Source organism: Belnapia arida, from assembly GCF_016773205.1.
GTDB lineage: Bacteria > Pseudomonadota > Alphaproteobacteria > Acetobacterales > Acetobacteraceae > Belnapia > Belnapia arida.
Genome location: NZ_JAETWB010000010.1, coordinates 1 through 16,709 on the forward strand (window position 1 = coordinate 1; position 16,709 = coordinate 16,709).

The window sequence follows — 16,709 nt, forward strand, 5'->3', positions numbered from 1 at the left end:
TACCCCGTGCCATGCCCGCCTCCTAACGCAGCCGCCGGACTACTCTACCGGCGGACCACTCCTAGGGGGTCAGGTCAACAGGACAAATTGCCTGCAATGGAATGCGCAACTTTTTGCGTAAATAAGAGAGTGAGTTTTTAGCAATGAGACAAGTATTGCCGCCAAAGAATTGTGCCAGAGGACATTGGAGTTTCTCCAAGAGAAATTGAAGTAGTGCATACCAATGTCACTGCCAATTTTCGTGCTCCCAAACAAATCTATTTTTGCCACGCGGCCGTCCAACAGGACGACGTCCGCATATCGCTCCGACGCGAATTTGGAGGCAGGCGGCGCCATCAGTCGTTCTTTCCGGAATCGAGGGCGAGATCGTTTGCTAGGGTTTCGGCGATCTCATCTGACTTGCGACGGATGTGCCGTTTGGCGTAGCGAGCGCCCATCGACGATTCGCCGCGCCATCCTTGGAGGCGGTTTCGAATCCTCACCTCCTCCGTCACTGATGGGCGTTTTTCAGGGGGGAGGCTGTCGACGGTAGCGCTGAACTGGTCGTTCCAGGAACGTCGCACAGTATGGGGAGCGAGGAAGTCCGGAATGTTGGAATCTTTCTCCCGGAGCCGCTCGAAGATCCTGTTGATCGCGCGGAGGCTGAGATGCGCTCCTCGCCCGTCCGTAAACAGGAAGCCTCGGCGCCTAGCGTTCTGCGACAACTTAGACCAAAAATCTTCCATGAACCTGTCGAAGGCGTCGGCGGTCTTGGGGTTGATGGGGACCGTGCGCGGGATTGTCTTCGACGTGTGTATCTCAAACCGCCGAGTGCTGTATTTGACGTGGTCGGCCTTTGCCTCCCTGACCTCTGCGCGCCGAGCTCCTGTATCTAGCAACAGGCGCCAGATTAGGTAGTTTCGAACTTGCACGAAACCCGGCGTGAACGGGTTTTGCTTTGCCCCCGGCAGCATCGCTTGGTCGATGCGCTGCAGGACGTCGCGATCGACACCTTCGAGCGTGGGTTCATCATCGCTGCCATGACTGCTCCGGGGAGCCCGCTGCCGCAACCGGGCCACGACGGCCTCTCCGAGCTTTTTCAGGTTCTCCGATGCACGCTGCTGGCGGTCGAGTGATCCCAGGCGCATGCCCAACTGCCACTCGACATAGGACGCAACCCAGCGGACGCGGGTTGCGATCTCGGCCGGATTGGTGACTGGAGGCACCGATCGCTCCAGCCGACGGGGGTCGGGCCGCGCATCCTCTAGGCGGACCACCCTTTGTCGCTCTGGTCGGGACGTGTGCGTTCGGGCGGCGCGTGCAGCCCATTCCACTTGGCCCACCGCCGTCAGGCAAAGGAAGTCGGCGAGGCTCTCAACATCCTCGATGGAGAGGAAGTTGCCCTGCCGTAGGTCATGGTCCAGATCCCGTCCGAGCACCCCGGCCCACATCCGGGCCATCCCGAGCGTGCGTAGGACCTTCACGACCGTGTTCGGCGAGCGGGACGCTTTCCCGTACTCGACGGTGGCGTACACGTTTGGCCAGAACGCCGGGCAGCCGCAGCCCTCTCTACGGTCCAGCAGCACTGCTAGTTCCTGCCCGGATCGGGACGGGAACCTACGAACCTCAAACGGCAACATGTTTCCGAACCCCGAACCGTCACGATAAGGTCTATCCTACCTTCCGTTACGGTTTCCTAGAAGAGGGCTGGAAAAAGCTAAGACGGACAGGGGCTTCCATCCCTGTCCGTCCATCCAAGTTTCCGTTTTTATATAGGTCTCGCTACTGGCAGGCCAGGCATTCCTCGTAATCCGTCGTTGAGGTCTGCGCGCCGCGGGCCACCAGCGGCAGCGCCGCGTCGGCCGCGGTCGGCACATGGGCCGCCATGATGTCTTCCTGGCCGACGATCTTCTCGCTGATCGTGTCGGCGCGCTGGATGGACAGGCTGCGGCAGTAGTAGAGCGACTTCACCCCGCGCTTCCAGGCCATGACGTGGATCTGGTGCAGGTCGCGCTTGTGGATGTTGGCGGGGAGGAAGAGATTCACCGACTGGCTCTGGCAGATGAAGGGCGAGCGGTCGGCGGCGTGCTCCACCACCCAGCGCTGGTCGAGCTCGAAGGCGGTCTTGAAGGTGGCGCGCTCCGGCTCGGTCAGGAAGTCGAGATGCTGCACGCTGCCCTTGCGGACGGTGATGCTGGTCCAGGTGTCCTCGTCGTCGCGGCCGTGCTTCGCCAGCACCTTCTTCAGGTACGGGTTGCGGACGATGTAGCTGCCCGACAGCGTTTTGTGGTTGTAGACATTCGCCGCGATCGGCTCGATCCCCGGGCTCGCGCCCCCGGTGATGATGGAGATCGAGGCGGTCGGCGCGATCGCCATCTTGTTCGAGAAGCGCTCCATGAAGCCGTATTCGGCGGCGTCCGGGCAGGGCCCGCGCTCCTCGGCCAGCTGGCGGCTGGCGGTGTCGGCCTGCTCGCGGATGTGCCTGAACATCCGCTTGTTCCACACCTTCGCCACCACGCTCTCGAAGGGCACGTTCTGGGCCTGGAGGAAGCTGTGGAAGCCCATCACGCCGAGGCCGACGGAGCGCTCGCGCATCGCCGAGTACTTCGCCTTCGCCATGCTGTCGGGCGCGGTGTCGATGAAGTTCTGCAGCACGTTGTCGAGGAAGCGCATCACGTCGGGGATGAAGCGCGGGTCGTCCTTCCACTCGAACCAGGTCTCGAGGTTGAGGGAGGAGAGGCAGCAGACGGCGGTGCGGTCGCGGCCGTGCTGGTCGCGGCCGGTGGGCAGGGTGATCTCGGAGCAGAGGTTGGAGGTCTTGACCTCGAGCCCGGCCAGCTTGTGGTGCGCCGGCATCGCCTTGTTCACATGGTCGGAGAAGACGAGGTAGGGCTCGCCGGTCTCGATGCGGGCGGTGAGGATGCGGATCCAGAGGGCGCGGGCGGAGATCTTCCGCATGATCGCGCCGTCCTTCGGGCTGCAGAGCGGCCACTCCTCATCGGCCTCGACGGCGCGCATGAAGGCGTCCGAGATCAGCAGGCCGTGGTGGAGGTTCAGCGCCTTGCGGTTCGGGTCGCCGCCGGTCGGGCGGCGGATCTCGATGAACTCCTCGACCTCGGGGTGGCTGACGGGGAGGTAGACGGCGGCCGAGCCGCGGCGGAGGGAGCCCTGGGAGATGGCGAGCGTCAGGCTGTCCATGACGCGGATGAAGGGGACGACGCCGGAGGTCTTGCCGTTGCGGCCGACCTTCTCGCCGATGCCGCGGAGGTTGCCCCAGTAGCTGCCGATGCCGCCGCCCTTGGCCGCCAGCCAGACATTCTCGTTCCAGAGGCCGACGATGCCGTCCAGGCTGTCATCCGCCTCGTTCAGGAAGCAGGAGATGGGCAGGCCACGCGTGGTGCCGCCGTTGGACAGCACGGGCGTCGCCGGCATGAACCAGAGCTTGGAGATGTAGTCGTAGATGCGCTGGGCATGCGCCGCATCGTCGCCATAGGCCGAGGCGACGCGGGCGAAGAGGTCTTGGTAGCTTTCGCCGGGCAGCAGGTAGCGGTCATCCAGCGTCGCCTTGCCGAAATCCGTCAGCCGCGCGTCGCGGCTGCGATCGACCTGAACCTGGTGATGACCTGCAAGCTGAACCGTATCGAACACCGCGCTATCCCCTTCCAGTCCCCGGTGGGGGAGAATGCATCCAGCAGCGACGTGACACAAGATATTGTCGTCTGCACCCCCTCATAACACCAGATGGGGTGTTTGGTTCCGGCGCGGCGCGAAAGCGGGCCGAGCGCCGATGTTCATATTCCGTTCATGGATAAGCGGTCATTGCGGGTGAGTCCGTCAAGCCTCATCGCCATCCATCCCCATGATCCCCGCTATCCACAGGCCCGTCGCAACGCAGGCGTGACGGATTGCCGGGCGGGACAGGGTTTTGCATGCTCCCCGGAGACGGATGCGAAGGGAGGATCGGCCATGGTCTGGCGTCGGCATCTCGCGGGACTCGGCCTGGCGCTGCTGCCGGGGCTGGCGGCGGCGCAGGGCGCCGGGGTCAGCCTGTTCAAGGTGGTCGGGCCGCGGGACGAGGTAACGATCGGCCTCACCGAGGCGGAGCTGGCGCGGCTCGGCAGCGGGCCGGCGGTTGAGCGACTCGCCCGCGCGCTGGTGGCCGAGGGGCAGGTCACCGCCTGGCGCTACGCTGTCGGGCGGGCACCGGACGGGGCAACGCGATTCGCCGCCACCGGACGAGTGGCGATCCTCAGGAGCGAGAGCCTGCGAATCGAGCCCTATGCGGCCGCGCTGCCGGTGGCGCCGCCGCCTGCGGAATAGGAAGCGTGCCGCGGCGCCGGACGAGGCGCCGCGTGTTCGCAGATCCTTCATGACCGCGGCATGACGGCGGCCGGGCGCCAGGGTGGCGCTGTCGGCAGATGCGCGCGAGCACGGCGCGGGAATGGGTTGTGCTCCCGGCCCGGGAGGCATCGGCACCGCAAGGTCCATCGAGGCCGCGCCGGGAGGACATGCGCGAGCGCACCCGGAACGAGCACCCCGACCTGAAGATGCGTGAAGGCAACCATCGGCCCTTCGCGGCGCTGCATGCCCGGAGCGGGCGGGCGCCGACCCTGGTTGCCCGCCCCTCAAAGCCCGCGTGAGGGCCGGCGGCCGCCATGGCAAGGCCGGCTACCGGCCCGCAGGATTTTACGTTGCCAGTGCAGGATTCCACCATGGCCGGTTGGCCCGCATCGCCCAACGCCTTCCTCGCCCATGTACCGAGCGATGACGCCGCTGGCCCCCTGCGCCCGGGCTGCTGCCGCGCCGCCGGCGAGGCCGGGCCGCGGGGCGTGCCCCGGGCATCCGACGCCCATGCATGACCAGCCCGGCCCCGATCCGGAGGAGCTCCGCCGGGAACGGGCGGCGCTGCAACGGGAGGTCGAGCGACTCCGGCAGGAGCTCGAGGGGGCCAGGCGGGCGCCGGCCGGCCCTGCGGCGGAGCTGGGCGCCCTGCTCGACCAGCGCATCGCGGAGGACCAGGCCCGGCTAATTGCTTCCCGGGCAGCCGCGACCCTTCGCGGGCATGCCGATGCGGAGCCGGCCGCCGGCTGGCACGAGGCGGAGCTGCGCACGGTCATCGAGGGCGCGATCGATTGCGCCATCGTCGTCACCGGCCGTGACGGGCACGTCCTGTCCTGGAATCCCGGCGCAGGCGCCCTGCTCGGCTGGGGCGAGGCGGCGGCGCTGGCGGGGATGCCGCTGGACGCCGCGCTGGAACCCGGTGACGAGGCAGCGGCCGGCGCGCTCGCGGCGGATGCCGCGACGGTGCTGGGCGGCGGCCGGGTCTCGCGCGAGGGCTGGGTGCGGCGGCGGGGCAACGGCCGGGCCTGGGTCGCCATCGAGGCGATGCCGCTGCGCGCACCCGGCGAGGCCACGCCGGTCGGCGCGGTCTGGATGCTGCACGACCGCAGCGCGGCCCGCCTGGCCGAGGCGGCGCTGCGGGAGGAGGAGGCGAAGTACCGCATCCTCTTCGAGGCGATGGACGAGGGGGTGATGATCTTCGAGCGGCTGCCGCAGCGCCCCAATGGGCTGCGCGACTGGCGCTACGTGACGATGAACCCGGCCTCGCAGGCGATGTTCCGCACCGGCGATCTCACCGGGCGGTCGGTGCGCGACCACTTCCCCGACGAGGACGAGGGTTGGTACGACATCTTCGACCGCGCGCTCGAAACCGGCGAGGTGGCGCGCTTCGAGCGCGAGGCGCGCTCCCAGGGCAGGATCCTGCAGATGTACGTCGCCCGGGTGCAGGACCAGGCACGCGGCCGGATCATGGTGGTGATGCAGGACGTCACGACGCACCGCCGCGCCGAGGCGGCGCTGCGCGAGAGCGAGGAGCGTTTCCGCAGCTTCGCCGAGAACTCGGCCGACGTGCTGTGGATCGCGGGCGAGCAGGGGGCGAGGCTGGAATACCTCTCGCCGGCCTTCGAGCGCATCTTCGGCGAGCCGCGCGACCACCTCCTGGCCGATCTCGGCCGCTGGCGCGACCTGGTGCACCCGGAGGACCGCGCGGCCGCCTTCGAGGCGATGCCGCGCGCCCTCGCGGGCGAGACGGTGGTCGCGCAGTACCGCGTGGTGCGGCCGGCGGATGGCCGGGTCGCCCACCTGCGCGACACCGGCTTCCCGATCCGCGATGCCTCGGGCCGGGTCGCGCGAGTCGCCGGCATCGTGCAGGACGTCTCCGACATGGTCGCGGCCAGCGGCGCGCTGGAGACGGAGAAGGAGCGCTTCCGCCGGCTGGCCGAGGGCATCCCGCAGCTCGTCTGGCGCTCGGCGGATGGCGGGGACTGGAGCTGGGCCAGCCCGCAATGGATCGCCTTCACCGGCCTCACGGATGCGGCGAGCCGCGGGCCGGGCTGGCTGGGCGCGGTCCACCCTGACGACCGGGCGGTGGTGCGGGCGGCCTGGGGCCGTGCCGCCGCGATGGACATCGTCGATGCCGAGTGCCGCCTGCGCCGCGCCGCGGACGGCACCTGGCGCTGGTTCCAGATGCGCGGGGCGCGCGGCCCGGCCGTCGGCGCGGGCGGCGCCGCGGAATGGCTCGGCGCCTGCGCCGACATCGACGATACCATCCGCGCGCGCGAGGCGCTGACCCGCGGCGCCGAGGAGCTGGAGGCGCGGGTGGCCGAGCGGACCGGGGAGCTGATGGCCGCCGAGGAGAGCCTGCGCCAGGCGCAGAAGATGGAGGCGATCGGCCAGCTCACCGGCGGCATCGCGCATGACTTCAACAACATGCTGCAGGGCGTGACCGGCGCGCTCGAGATGGCGCGGCGGCGGATGGATGAGGGCCGGGCCGGCGATGCCGCGCGCTACATGCTGGCGGCGCGCGACGCGGCCGGGCGCGCGGCCGGCCTCACCCGCCGGCTGCTCGCCTTCGCGCGGCGCCAGCGGCTCGACCCGAAGCCGCTGAAGCCGGAGGCGCTGGCGGCGGGGATGGCCGACATGCTGCGGCGGATGGTCGGGCCCGCGATCGCGCTCGAACTGCGGCTGGAGGATGGCGCCGGCGCCGTGCTGTGCGACCCGAACGAGTTGGAGAGCGCCATCCTCAACCTCTGCATCAATGCGCGGGATGCGATGCCGGAGGGCGGGAGCCTGACGATCGCCAGCCGCGGGGCCCGGCTCGGGGCGGCGGCATTACGGCCTGACGAGGCGGCGCTGCCGGGCGACTTCATCGAGATCGCGGTGCGGGACACCGGCACGGGCATGGCGCCCGAGGTCATGGAGCGGGTGCTGGAGCCATTCTTCACCACCAAGCCGCAAGGCCAGGGCACCGGCCTCGGCCTGAGCCAGGTCTTCGGCTTCGTGCGGCAGTCCGGCGGCGTGCTGCGCATCGCCAGCACGCCGGGGCGCGGGACGACGGTGCGCCTGCTGTTGCCGCGGCACGCCGGAGGGGCTGCGGCCGTCCCCGACGAGGCCGGCGGGATGGAGCAGGCGGAGCTGGCCGCCGCCGGGGCGACGGTGCTGATGGTGGACGACGAGACGACGGTGCGCACGCCGGCGGCCGAGCGGCTGCGCGACCTCGGCTACCATGTGGTCGAGGCGCCCGACGGCCCGGCGGCGCTGCGGCTGCTGGACGAGGGGCTGCGCCCCGACCTCCTGGTGACGGATGTCGGCCTGCCGGGCCGGATGGATGGGCGCAGCGTGGCCGAGGCGGCGCAGGACCGGCTGCCGGGCCTGCCGGTGCTGTTCATTACCGGCTTCGCGCGGGTAGCGCTGCCGGACGACGCGGCGGTGATCCCGAAGCCCTTCGACCTGGAGGTGCTGGCGCGCGCGATCACGGCGGCGCTGCCGCGCGAGGGGTGACGGCGGCGGCGCGGGCGGGGGCCGCTCAGGCTCTGGCGCGCATTGCCCGCGGCCTGGCCGGGGCCTCGCCCTCGAATTGCAGGGCGCCGCTCAGGAAGGCGGTCATCCGCTCGATCTCGGCCTTCAGCTCCCGCGCAGCCTCCTCGCCGGCGCCACGGCGCAGGGCGGCGAGGATCGGCCCGTGCCGGTGCGCCGCCTCCGGCGGGCTCCCCATCACGATCCAGCGGGCCTCCCAGAAGAGCGGGCCGCGCCGCAGCCAGAGCGCCTCGATTATGCCGAGCAGCATCGGCGCCCCCGCCCGGCGGTAGAGGCCGAACAGGAATTCGCGGTCCTTCTGCAGGCAGAGTTCGGGCCGGCCGGCGGCGCGCGCGGCATCCTGCTCGGCCACCACCGCCGCCAGCGCGTCGAGCGTGCCTGCATCCACCCGCCCTGCGGCCAGACGGATGGCGAGCGGCTCCAACTCGGCGCGGATCGCGCTGACCTCCTGGAAGGCGGCGCGGGTCAGGCGAGGGACCAGGACGGTGCCCGAGGGCAAGGCGTCGAGCGCCTGTTCGGTGGCGAGGCGGCGCAGTGCGGTCCGGGCGGGCATCGGGCTGGTGCCGAGCGCCTCGGCGATGCGGCGGATCGACAGCTTCTCGCCCGGGGTGAAGACCCCCTCCACCAGCGCCTGGCGCAGCCGGCGGTAGGCCTGCTCCTCGAGTGGCAGCTCTTCGGCGGCGATATCGTGGGTGGAAAGAGTGATTGTCATGGGCCGGTCTTTGTGATCACATTTTTACGGTGAATGATATGCCGAAATAAGGCTGCAGCCTCAGGGAGCCGTCCAAGCAGCCCATACCGGAGTGCCCGCCCATGCCCAACCGGTCCCCATCCGCCCGCCCTATCCATGGAGCCATGCCATGAGCGCTGCCATCGATGACCGCCGGAACAGCCTCGACCTGCCGGGCGCGGTCGAGGCGGCGCGCACCGCCTATGCGGCGAAGCGGCCGCTCAGCGCGGCGCTGCACGAGCAGGCGCTCGAAGTGCTCGGCGGCGGCAATACCCGCAGCGTCATCGCCTATTCACCCTTCCCGACATCGATGACGCGGGGCGAGGACTGCCGGCTCTGGGATCTCGACGGCCATGAGTATCTCGACCTCTGCGGCGAATACACCGCCGGGCTGTTCGGCCATTCCGAGCCGCGCATCCATGCGGTGCTGCACGACGTGCTGCGGCGCGGCATCAACTTCGCCTCGGTCGGGCCGGGCGAGGAGCGGCTGGCGCGGCTGCTCTGCGGGCGCTTCCCCTCGCTGGAGCGGGTCCGCTTCACCAACAGCGGCACCGAGGCGAACCTGATGGCGCTGACCGCGGCGCGGGCCCTCACCGGCCGCCCGAAGGTCATGGCCTTCCGCGGCGGCTACCATGGCGGCGTGCTGACCTTCCCCTTCGCCGGCAGCAGCCCGGCGGCGCTGCCGCTGCCCTTCGTGATGGCGGATTACAACGATGCCGCCGGCGCGGCCGCCGCCGCGCGGGAGCATGGCGCGGAACTGGCGGCGATCATCGTGGAGCCGATGCTGGGCTCCGGCGGCTGCATCCCGGCGGAGCCGGCCTTCCTCGCCGCGCTCCGGGCGGTGGCGGACGAGACCGGCGCGCTGCTGATCTTCGACGAGGTGATGACCAGCCGCCACGCGGCCGGCGGAATGCAGGCGCGGCTCGGCATCACGCCCGACATGACGACGCTCGGCAAGTACATCGCCGGCGGCATGTCCTTCGGCGCCTTCGGCGGGCGGGCGGATGTGATGGCGCAGTTCGGCGGCAAGCTTGCCCATGCCGGCACCTTCAACAACAACGTGCTGTCGATGAATGCCGGCGTCGTGGCGATGGGCGAGATCTTCACCGCTGAGGCGGCGGAGGCGCTGTACCGGCGCGGCGAGGCGCTGTGCGCGCGGCTGAACGGGCTGGCCGAGGCGGCCGGGGTGCCGCTCGGCTTCACCGGCATCGGCTCGATGCTGACCGTGCATTTCCGCCGGCCGGCGCCGGGGCGGCCCTATGCATCGACCCCGGGCGAGGAGCAGCTGCGCGAGCTGTTCTTCTTCGACATGCTGGAAGCCGGCATCTACCTCGCCCGGCGCGGCATGGTGGCGCTGAGCCTGCCGGTGGGCGAGGCGGAGCTGGACCGCTTCGCCGCCGCCGTCGCAGGCTTCATCGAGCACCGCGCGGAGTTGCTTCGCGCTGGGGGAGTTGGCGGCTGATGCGGCTCTCGATCCTCTCCCTCCTCGCGGCGGGCCTGCTGGGCCTTGCCGCGCCGGCAAGCGCCGGCCCGACCCTGGACGCAGTGCGGCAGAACGGCGCCGTGCGCTGCGGCGTGCCCTCCGGCGTCGCCGGCATGGCCCGCCCGGATTCGCAGGGCCGCTGGGTCGGGCTGCATGCCGATATCTGCCGCGCGATCGCGGCGGCGGCGCTGGGCGATGCCGACAAGGTGCGCTTCGTGCCCCTCACGGCGCAGAGCCGCTTCACCGCCGTGCAGAGCGGCGAAGTGGATGTGCTCGTCTATCTCACCGCCCTGACGCTGTCGCGCGATGCGACCCTCGGCCTCAGCATCGTGGCGCCGCCCTACTTCTACACCGGCCAGGGCTTCCTGGTGCGCCGCAGCCTCAACATCACGCGCGCGGCCGAACTCGACGGCGCGACGGTCTGCGCCACCCAGGGCAGCGTCGTCGAGCGGAACCTGAACGACTTCGCCCAGCGCTCCAACATCCGGCTGACGACCATCGCCTTCGACACCCAGCCGAACGTCATCGCCGCCTTCTTCGCCGGGCGGTGCGATGCCATCAGCAACGACATGATCAGCCTCAGCGCCAACCGGCTCGCCGCGCCCGACCCGGATGCGGTGGTGCTGCTGCCGGAGCTGATCGCCAAGGAGCCGCACGGCGCCATGGTGCGCAACGGCGATGGCGAATGGGCGCTGCTGGTGCGCTGGACCATTTCCGCCCTGATCCAGGCGGAGGAATTCGGCTTGACGCGCGAGACCGTGGTGGCGGCACGCGCGAGCACCACCGACCCACAAATCCGCCGCTTCCTGGGGCTCAACGAGAATGTCGGCGCCGGGCTCGGGCTGCGCGACGACTGGGCCTTCCAGGTCGTCCGGCAGGTGGGCGACTACGGCTCGCTCTACGAGCGCCATGTCGGCGCGCGGGGGCTCGGGTTGGAGCGGGGCCTGAACCGCCTTTGGAACCAGGGCGGGATGATGATGAGCTGGCTCTGGTAAGGGGCCGGTGTCAGCGCTGCTGCTGCTGCTGCGGCGGGCGGCGCGGACGGGGCCGGGGCGCGGCCGCCTCGCCTCCGCCCGGCATGGCCGGGGCGGCGCCGCGGCCGAGGCGGCGGCGGGCCTGCTCGTCCCAGGAGCGGACATCGGCCCAGAAATCCCCCGGCTCCACCGTCAGCGGCGGCTGGCCGCCCGGTGGGGGGCCGCCTGGCGAGGCGCCGGGCCGTGGCTGCGGCTGGGCCGCGGCCGGCAGGACCAGGCCGAGCGCCAGCGCGAGACCTGCCCAGAACTGCTTCGTCACCCACTCCTCCCCCGGCTGCGGCCGCTTACTTCGCCAGGGCGGGCCGTGGGTGCAAGGGGGTCAGCCGGCCGGGCGTGCCCCGCACCAGTCGGCGATGAAGGCGGCGATGGCGAGCGTCGTCTGCTTCAGGTGGTCGAGGCTGGTCCGCTCGTCGAAGGCATGGGCCCCCTCCCCCTTCGGCCCGTAGCAGAGCCCGGGGATGCCGAAATAGAGGCCGTAGAAGCGGGTGTCGTTCACTGCCGTGGTGATGCGGGCCGGCATCTCCTCGCCGAAGACCTGGGCATGGGCGCGGGCCAGCACCGCCTCCGCCTCGCTGCCCGGCTCCAGGACGTAGCCATCGGCGAGGAAGCCGTGCCACTCGACCGAGGGCGGGTTGTTGGCGAGGAAATTGTCGCCGCGCGCCGCCTCGGCGACGCAGCGTTCGACGCCGCGCTGGATCTCGGCGACATCGGCGCCGGGCAGGAGGCCGATGCGGCAATCGACCTCGCACCAGGCAGGCGTGCTGCTGGCCCAGTCGCCGCCGCGGATGATGCCGGGGTTGAATTTCAGCGGGCTCTCGATGCCGTTGTACCATTCGTGGTGGCGGGCGGCCTCGTTCAGCGTGGCGGTGTGGGACTGCAACGCCTGGATCAGGTGGTAGGCGGAGAGGATGGCGTTGCTGCCGCTCTGGGCGACCGCGACATGCACCGGGATGCCGCGCACCTTAATGCGGAACCAGAGCGTGCCGGTATGGGCGCGGGTGATAGTGCCACCCGTCGGCTCCGGCACCAGCGCGGCCTCGGCGCGGTAGCCGCGGAGCAGGGTCGAGAGGGCGCCGTTGCCGGTGCTCTCCTCCTCGGTGACGGTCTGGAGGTGGACATCGGCGGCGGGTTCGAGCCCGGCCGACTTCAGCGAGTCCATGGCGAAGACCATGGCGGCGACGCCGGACTTCATGTCATGCGCGCCGCGGCCGTACATCCAGCCGTCCTTGATGGTGGCGCTGTAGGGCGGGTAGGTCCACATCTCGACAGGGCCCTCGGGCACCACGTCGATATGGCCCTGGAGGATGAGGCTGCGGCCGGTCGGCTTCTCGGCGCGATGGGTGGCGACGACCTGGACGGAGCGGTCGGGGTCGGCCTCGACCATCGGGCTGGCCTTGAGGTGGCTGGCGAGCGGGACATCAGCGAGGGTGAAGCGGTCCACCGCATAGCCGCGGGCGGCGAGCTGGCGGGCCATCCAGTCCTGCAGCGGCGCCTCGTTGCCGCGGGTGGAGGGGAAGCGGACGAGATCGGCGAGGAAGGCGGTCTCGCGCTCGAAATTCGCATCCACCGCGGCGGCGAGGCGGGCGAGCAGGGCGGCGTCGGGCATGCGAAGCTTCTCCGTGGCGATGCCGCAGCATGCGCCGGGCCGCGCGCCCGCGCTACTGCACGGGGCGGGCGTATAGCGCGGTGGTGTGGTTCACCGGGCTCGGCTCGTAGGTCACCTTGTCGCGCCGCGCGGCCCAGGTATTGCGGAGGAAGATGATCGGCAGCACGCCCTTGTCCTCCAGCAGGGCCTGCGCGGCCTGCTGGGTGAGGATCTCGCGCCGCTCCGGGTCCATGGTGGTCAGCGCCTCGGCCAGCGGCGCGTCCATGGCGGGGTTGGAGTAGCGCTGGCGGTTGAAGGGGCCATGGCCGAGCTCCGGGTTCCGCGTCATCGCCACCTGGCGCATCGGGTTGATGGTCAGGTAGCTGCTGAAATAGGTCATGAAGAGCGAGAATTCGCGGTTGGTGGCGCGGGTGAAGAGCGTCGCCGGCGGCAGCGTCTCGACCGAGGTCTCGATGCCGATTCGGGTGAAGGACTGCGCGAGCGCCTGGAGCAGCCCGTCATCGCCGGGGAAGAAGCCGTTCGGGCCGTGGATGGTCAGGCGGAAGCCCCCCGGGTAGCCGGCCTCGGCCAGCAGGGCGCGGGCGCGGGCCGGCTCATGCGGCAGGGGCGGCAGGTCGGGCAGGCGGTGCGCGGCGATGGGGGCGGCGAACTGGTCGGCGGCGCGGGCCTGGCCGTGGTAGAGACGTTCCGCGATCGCCTCGCGCGGGATGGCGAGCGACAGCGCCTCGCGCACCCGCCGGTCGGCGAGCGGGTTGCGCGGCAGGGGCCGGCCCTGGCGGTCGGTGGCGAAGGGCGTCGTCTCCCGCATCGCATCCGGGGCGAGGTAGACGAAGGTCACGCTGTCCACGCTGAAGAGTGCGAAGCGCGGGTCGCGCTCCAGCCGGGGCATGTCCTGCATGGGGACGTAGTCGATCAGGTCCGCCTCGCCGGTCAGCAGCGCCGCCATGCGGGAGCCGCCCTGCGGAATGTAGCGGAAGGTCACGCGGTCCCAGGGCTCGGCGGGGCCCCAGTATTCCGGGTTGCGCGTCACCTCCAGCCGCTCGTTCGGCAGCCAGGCGGCGTAGCGGTAGGGGCCGGTGCCGATGGCCAGCCGCCCGGTGTTGAAGTCGGAGGTGGACGGGCTCGGGCCATGCACCTTGCGCGAGAGGATGGCCGGCGCCGCCAGGTCGATGGGCATCAGCGGGTTCGGCTCCCGCGTGCGGAGGATGACGGTCTGCGGGTCCTTGATCTCGACCGCGCTGATGGTCCGTACCGCCGGGGTGAAGAGGGCCGGGCTGTTCGGCACGGTGGGGACGCGGGCGAAGGTGTAGGCGATGTCCTCCGCCTCGAAGGGCGTGCCGTCGTGGAAGCGCACCCCCCGGCGCAGCTTCACCTCCCAGGTCAACGGGTCGATCAGGCGGAGGCTCTCGGCGAGGCGCGGCTGGGGGCGGGCCTGGTTGTCGAGCTCGAACAGCGCCTCGAAGATCTGCCGCAGCACCATGTTGTTGTTGGTGGTGTTGTGGAAATGCGGGTCGAGCGCGCTGGGCGGCGTCTGTGCCGCGATCACCAGGTTGCGCTGCGCCGCCGCGGGTGCTGCGATGCAGAACGCTAGCGCCGCCGCCATGAAGCAATGGTGCATGGAAGCCTCCCGTCGTGCCGGTCTGTCGCCGGCCTCCTGGGGGAAGCGTGAGGCGCGGGCCGGGCCCGCGTCAAGCCGCCTCGCGCGGCCTCACCGGATGGGCGGCGCGTATTGCAGCCCGCCTTGGGTCCAGAGGCCGTTGATGCCTCGCTGGATGCCGAGCGGGGTGATGTTGCGTTCCCATACCTCGCCGAGATTGCCGACCTGGCGGATGATCTTCACCGCCCAGTCGTTCTCGATGCCCATAGCCCGGCCGAACTCCCCGGTGCGGCCGAGCAGGCGCTGGATGTCGGGGTTCGGGCTCGCCATGAAGCTGTCGATGTTCTGGCTGGTGATGCCGTACTCCTCCGCCGTCACCATGGCGAAGTGCGACCAGCGGACGATGTCGAAGAAGCGCCAGTCGCCCTTGCGCACCAGGGCGCCGAGCGGCTCCTTCGAAATGATCTCGGGCAGCAGCACGAAGTCGCCGCTGTTGCCCTGGGCAGCGCGGAAGGACGCGAGCGAGGAGGCGTCGTTGGTGTAGGCGTCGCAGCGGCCGCTGACGAAGGCGGCGCGCAACTCCTCGACCTGCTCGATGATGACGGGGGTGAAGCGCAGATTGTGGGTGCGGAACCAGTCGGCGAGGTTGAGCTCCGTCGTGGTGCCGGGCTGGACGCAGATTGTGGCGCCGTCGAGCTGGCGGGCGGAGGTGACGCCGGAGGATTTCCGCACCATGAAGCCCTGGCCGTCGTAGAAATTGATGCTGGCGAAGGCGAGGCCGAGCTGCGCCTCGCGCCCCAGGCTCCAGGTGGTGTTGCGGACCAGCAGGTCGACCTCGCCGGATTGCAGGGCGGTGAAGCGCACCTGCGTCGTCGTGGGGACGAAGCGGACCTTGCCGGCATCGCCGAGGATGGCGGCGGCGACGGAGCGGCAGGCATCGACATCGATGCCGCGGAAGACGCCGCGCGCATCGGGCACGGCGAAGCCGATCGCATTGACCGAGACGCCGCAGATGACGAGGCCGCGCGCCTTGATGGCGGCCACGGTGTCGGCGCCGTTCTGGGGCTGGGCCTTGGCCTGGGCCAGGGCGGCGAGCCCGAGGCAGAGACCGAGAAGCAGCTTGCGCATCATGCCCATTCTCCCTGGCGGCAAGGAAGCTTCGCCGGGGGATGGCGGGGGGCGCAAGCCTTTCCCTGGCGCCGAGCTTTGGCCTAATCTCCTCGGCAACGGGGCCGAAGCCCCCGACCGAGGGAACCCTTGCCATGAACCTCTCCATCCGTCCCGCCAACCCGGCCCGCCCCGATTTCGTCGGCGAGGTCTCGGGCATCGACCTGCGGCAGCCGATCGGTGCCGCCGAGGCCGCGGCGATCGACGCCGGGATGGATCGCTACGCGGTGCTCGTCTTCCGCGACCAGCCGATCGACGACCAGCAGCAGGTCGCCTTCAGCCGGCATTTCGGCGAGCTGGAGCTGGCGACGGGCGACATCGTCCAGGGCCAGGCGCGGCGGCTGTCGATGGAGATCAACGACATCTCCAACCTCGAGCGCGACGGCACGGTGATGGCGCGGGACGACCGCAAGCGGCTGTTCAGCCTCGGCAACATGCTCTGGCACAGCGACAGCAGCTTCAAGCCGACGCCGGCGAAGTATTCGCTGCTCTCGGCGCGGGTGATCCCGGGCGGCGGCGGCAACACGGAATTCGCCGACATGCGGGCGGCCTGGGATGCGCTCGACGATGAGATGAAGGCGATGGTGCGCGACCTCGTCTGCGAGCACAGCCAGATCTACTCGCGCGGCGTGCTCGGCTTCACCGACTTCACGTTGGAGGAGCTGGAGAAGTGGCGGCCGGTGCCGCAGCGGCTGGTGCGGCGGCATCCGAGGACGGGGCGGCTTTCGCTCTTTCTCTCGGCCCATGCGGGGGCGATCCAGGGCTGGCCGGTGCCGGAGGCGCGGGCCCTGCTGCGCGACCTCAACGAGCATGCGACGGGGCGGGAGTTCGTCCACGCCCATGTGTGGCGGCCGCATGACCTGGTGATGTGGGACAACCGGGCGACGATGCACCGGGCGCGGCGGTATGATTCGACCAAGGTGCGGGACCTGCACCGCACCACCGTCGCCGACGTGGCGCCGACCCTGGAGCAGGCGGCCTGATCTCCTTGCCGGGCTTCCCGCGCAAGGCGGTTGGCCCGGGCGGACTTTCCACAGACCGGGCCACCACGGCGGCCCGGTACCGTTTCGGACATTGGTTTACACCGGTAGGTTCCGCGGAATCCTTGATATATCAAGGGTCTGCGCGGGTAGCTTGCAGATTCCGGATGAAGGCGGGGCGCACGGATCCGCGATCGTTCCGGGCAGCAGGCGCCAGGCTTCGGCCCCCAGACTTATCCACAAGTTCGGGGATAAGGG

At 70.3% G+C, this 16,709-nt stretch carries 13 protein-coding genes; 6 read left to right on the top strand and 7 right to left on the bottom strand.

All coding sequences use genetic code 11. The annotated features are described in order from the left end of the window. Positions 1-335 precede the first annotated feature (335 nt). Together JMJ56_RS18385 and JMJ56_RS18390 are read right to left on the bottom strand one after the other, a co-directional pair. Positions 336-1,565, bottom strand: a complete 1,230-nt coding sequence (locus tag JMJ56_RS18385; protein ID WP_202833234.1) for a tyrosine-type recombinase/integrase — start codon at positions 1,563-1,565, stop codon at positions 336-338. Positions 1,566-1,761: 196 nt separating this feature from the next. Further along, on the bottom strand, positions 1,762-3,627 hold the full coding sequence (locus JMJ56_RS18390; protein ID WP_202833235.1) for a ribonucleoside-diphosphate reductase subunit alpha: 1,866 nt from the start codon (positions 3,625-3,627) through the stop codon (positions 1,762-1,764). A gap of 318 nt (positions 3,628-3,945) precedes the next feature. Here JMJ56_RS18390 and JMJ56_RS18395 point away from each other — a divergent pair, with 318 nt between their 5' ends. The 3 genes from JMJ56_RS18395 to JMJ56_RS18400 all read left to right on the top strand — a co-directional run bounded on the left by JMJ56_RS18395 (position 3,946) and on the right by JMJ56_RS18400 (position 7,818). Then, a complete protein-coding gene (locus JMJ56_RS18395; protein WP_202833236.1) occupies positions 3,946-4,299 on the top strand; it encodes a hypothetical protein in 354 nt (117 codons plus the stop codon). Positions 4,300-4,487: 188 nt separating this feature from the next. Further along, positions 4,488-4,619 carry a hypothetical protein gene (locus JMJ56_RS34910; protein ID WP_268885031.1) on the top strand — a complete coding sequence of 44 codons (132 nt, stop codon included), beginning with the start codon at positions 4,488-4,490 and terminating at the stop codon, positions 4,617-4,619. A 211-nt stretch (positions 4,620-4,830) separates the two neighbouring features. Then, positions 4,831-7,818 (top strand): PAS domain-containing hybrid sensor histidine kinase/response regulator, encoded by a 2,988-nt coding sequence (locus JMJ56_RS18400; protein ID WP_202833237.1) that lies wholly within the window; start codon positions 4,831-4,833, stop codon positions 7,816-7,818. A 25-nt stretch (positions 7,819-7,843) separates the two neighbouring features. Here JMJ56_RS18400 and JMJ56_RS18405 read toward each other — a convergent pair whose 3' ends face one another. Then, positions 7,844-8,566 carry a GntR family transcriptional regulator gene (locus JMJ56_RS18405; protein WP_202833238.1) on the bottom strand — a complete coding sequence of 241 codons (723 nt, stop codon included), beginning with the start codon at positions 8,564-8,566 and terminating at the stop codon, positions 7,844-7,846. Positions 8,567-8,714: 148 nt separating this feature from the next. On the opposite strand from JMJ56_RS18405, the gene JMJ56_RS18410 reads away from it, so the two are divergent. Continuing rightward, positions 8,715-10,046 carry an aspartate aminotransferase family protein gene (locus JMJ56_RS18410; RefSeq protein ID WP_202833239.1) on the top strand — a complete coding sequence of 444 codons (1,332 nt, stop codon included), beginning with the start codon at positions 8,715-8,717 and terminating at the stop codon, positions 10,044-10,046. Further along, positions 10,046-11,062 (top strand): amino acid ABC transporter substrate-binding protein, encoded by a 1,017-nt coding sequence (locus tag JMJ56_RS18415; RefSeq protein ID WP_202833240.1) that lies wholly within the window; start codon positions 10,046-10,048, stop codon positions 11,060-11,062. Before JMJ56_RS18410 ends, JMJ56_RS18415 begins: the two co-directional genes overlap by 1 nt. Before the next feature lie 10 nt (positions 11,063-11,072). Here the strand turns inward: JMJ56_RS18415 and JMJ56_RS18420 are convergent, their stop codons facing one another. The 4 genes from JMJ56_RS18420 to JMJ56_RS18435 all read right to left on the bottom strand — a co-directional run bounded on the left by JMJ56_RS18420 (position 11,073) and on the right by JMJ56_RS18435 (position 15,435). Next, positions 11,073-11,360 (bottom strand): hypothetical protein, encoded by a 288-nt coding sequence (locus JMJ56_RS18420; RefSeq protein ID WP_202833241.1) that lies wholly within the window; start codon positions 11,358-11,360, stop codon positions 11,073-11,075. Positions 11,361-11,420: 60 nt separating this feature from the next. Continuing rightward, positions 11,421-12,707, bottom strand: a complete 1,287-nt coding sequence (locus JMJ56_RS18425; protein ID WP_202833242.1) for an ArgE/DapE family deacylase — start codon at positions 12,705-12,707, stop codon at positions 11,421-11,423. A gap of 52 nt (positions 12,708-12,759) precedes the next feature. After that, positions 12,760-14,325 (bottom strand): ABC transporter substrate-binding protein, encoded by a 1,566-nt coding sequence (locus tag JMJ56_RS18430; protein WP_202833243.1) that lies wholly within the window; start codon positions 14,323-14,325, stop codon positions 12,760-12,762. A 90-nt stretch (positions 14,326-14,415) separates the two neighbouring features. Further along, positions 14,416-15,435 carry an amino acid ABC transporter substrate-binding protein gene (locus JMJ56_RS18435; protein WP_202833244.1) on the bottom strand — a complete coding sequence of 340 codons (1,020 nt, stop codon included), beginning with the start codon at positions 15,433-15,435 and terminating at the stop codon, positions 14,416-14,418. 131 nt (positions 15,436-15,566) lie between these two features. Between JMJ56_RS18435 and JMJ56_RS18440 the strand changes: the two genes are divergently transcribed. Continuing rightward, positions 15,567-16,454 carry a TauD/TfdA dioxygenase family protein gene (locus JMJ56_RS18440; protein WP_202833245.1) on the top strand — a complete coding sequence of 296 codons (888 nt, stop codon included), beginning with the start codon at positions 15,567-15,569 and terminating at the stop codon, positions 16,452-16,454. The last annotated feature ends 255 nt before the right edge of the window (positions 16,455-16,709 follow it).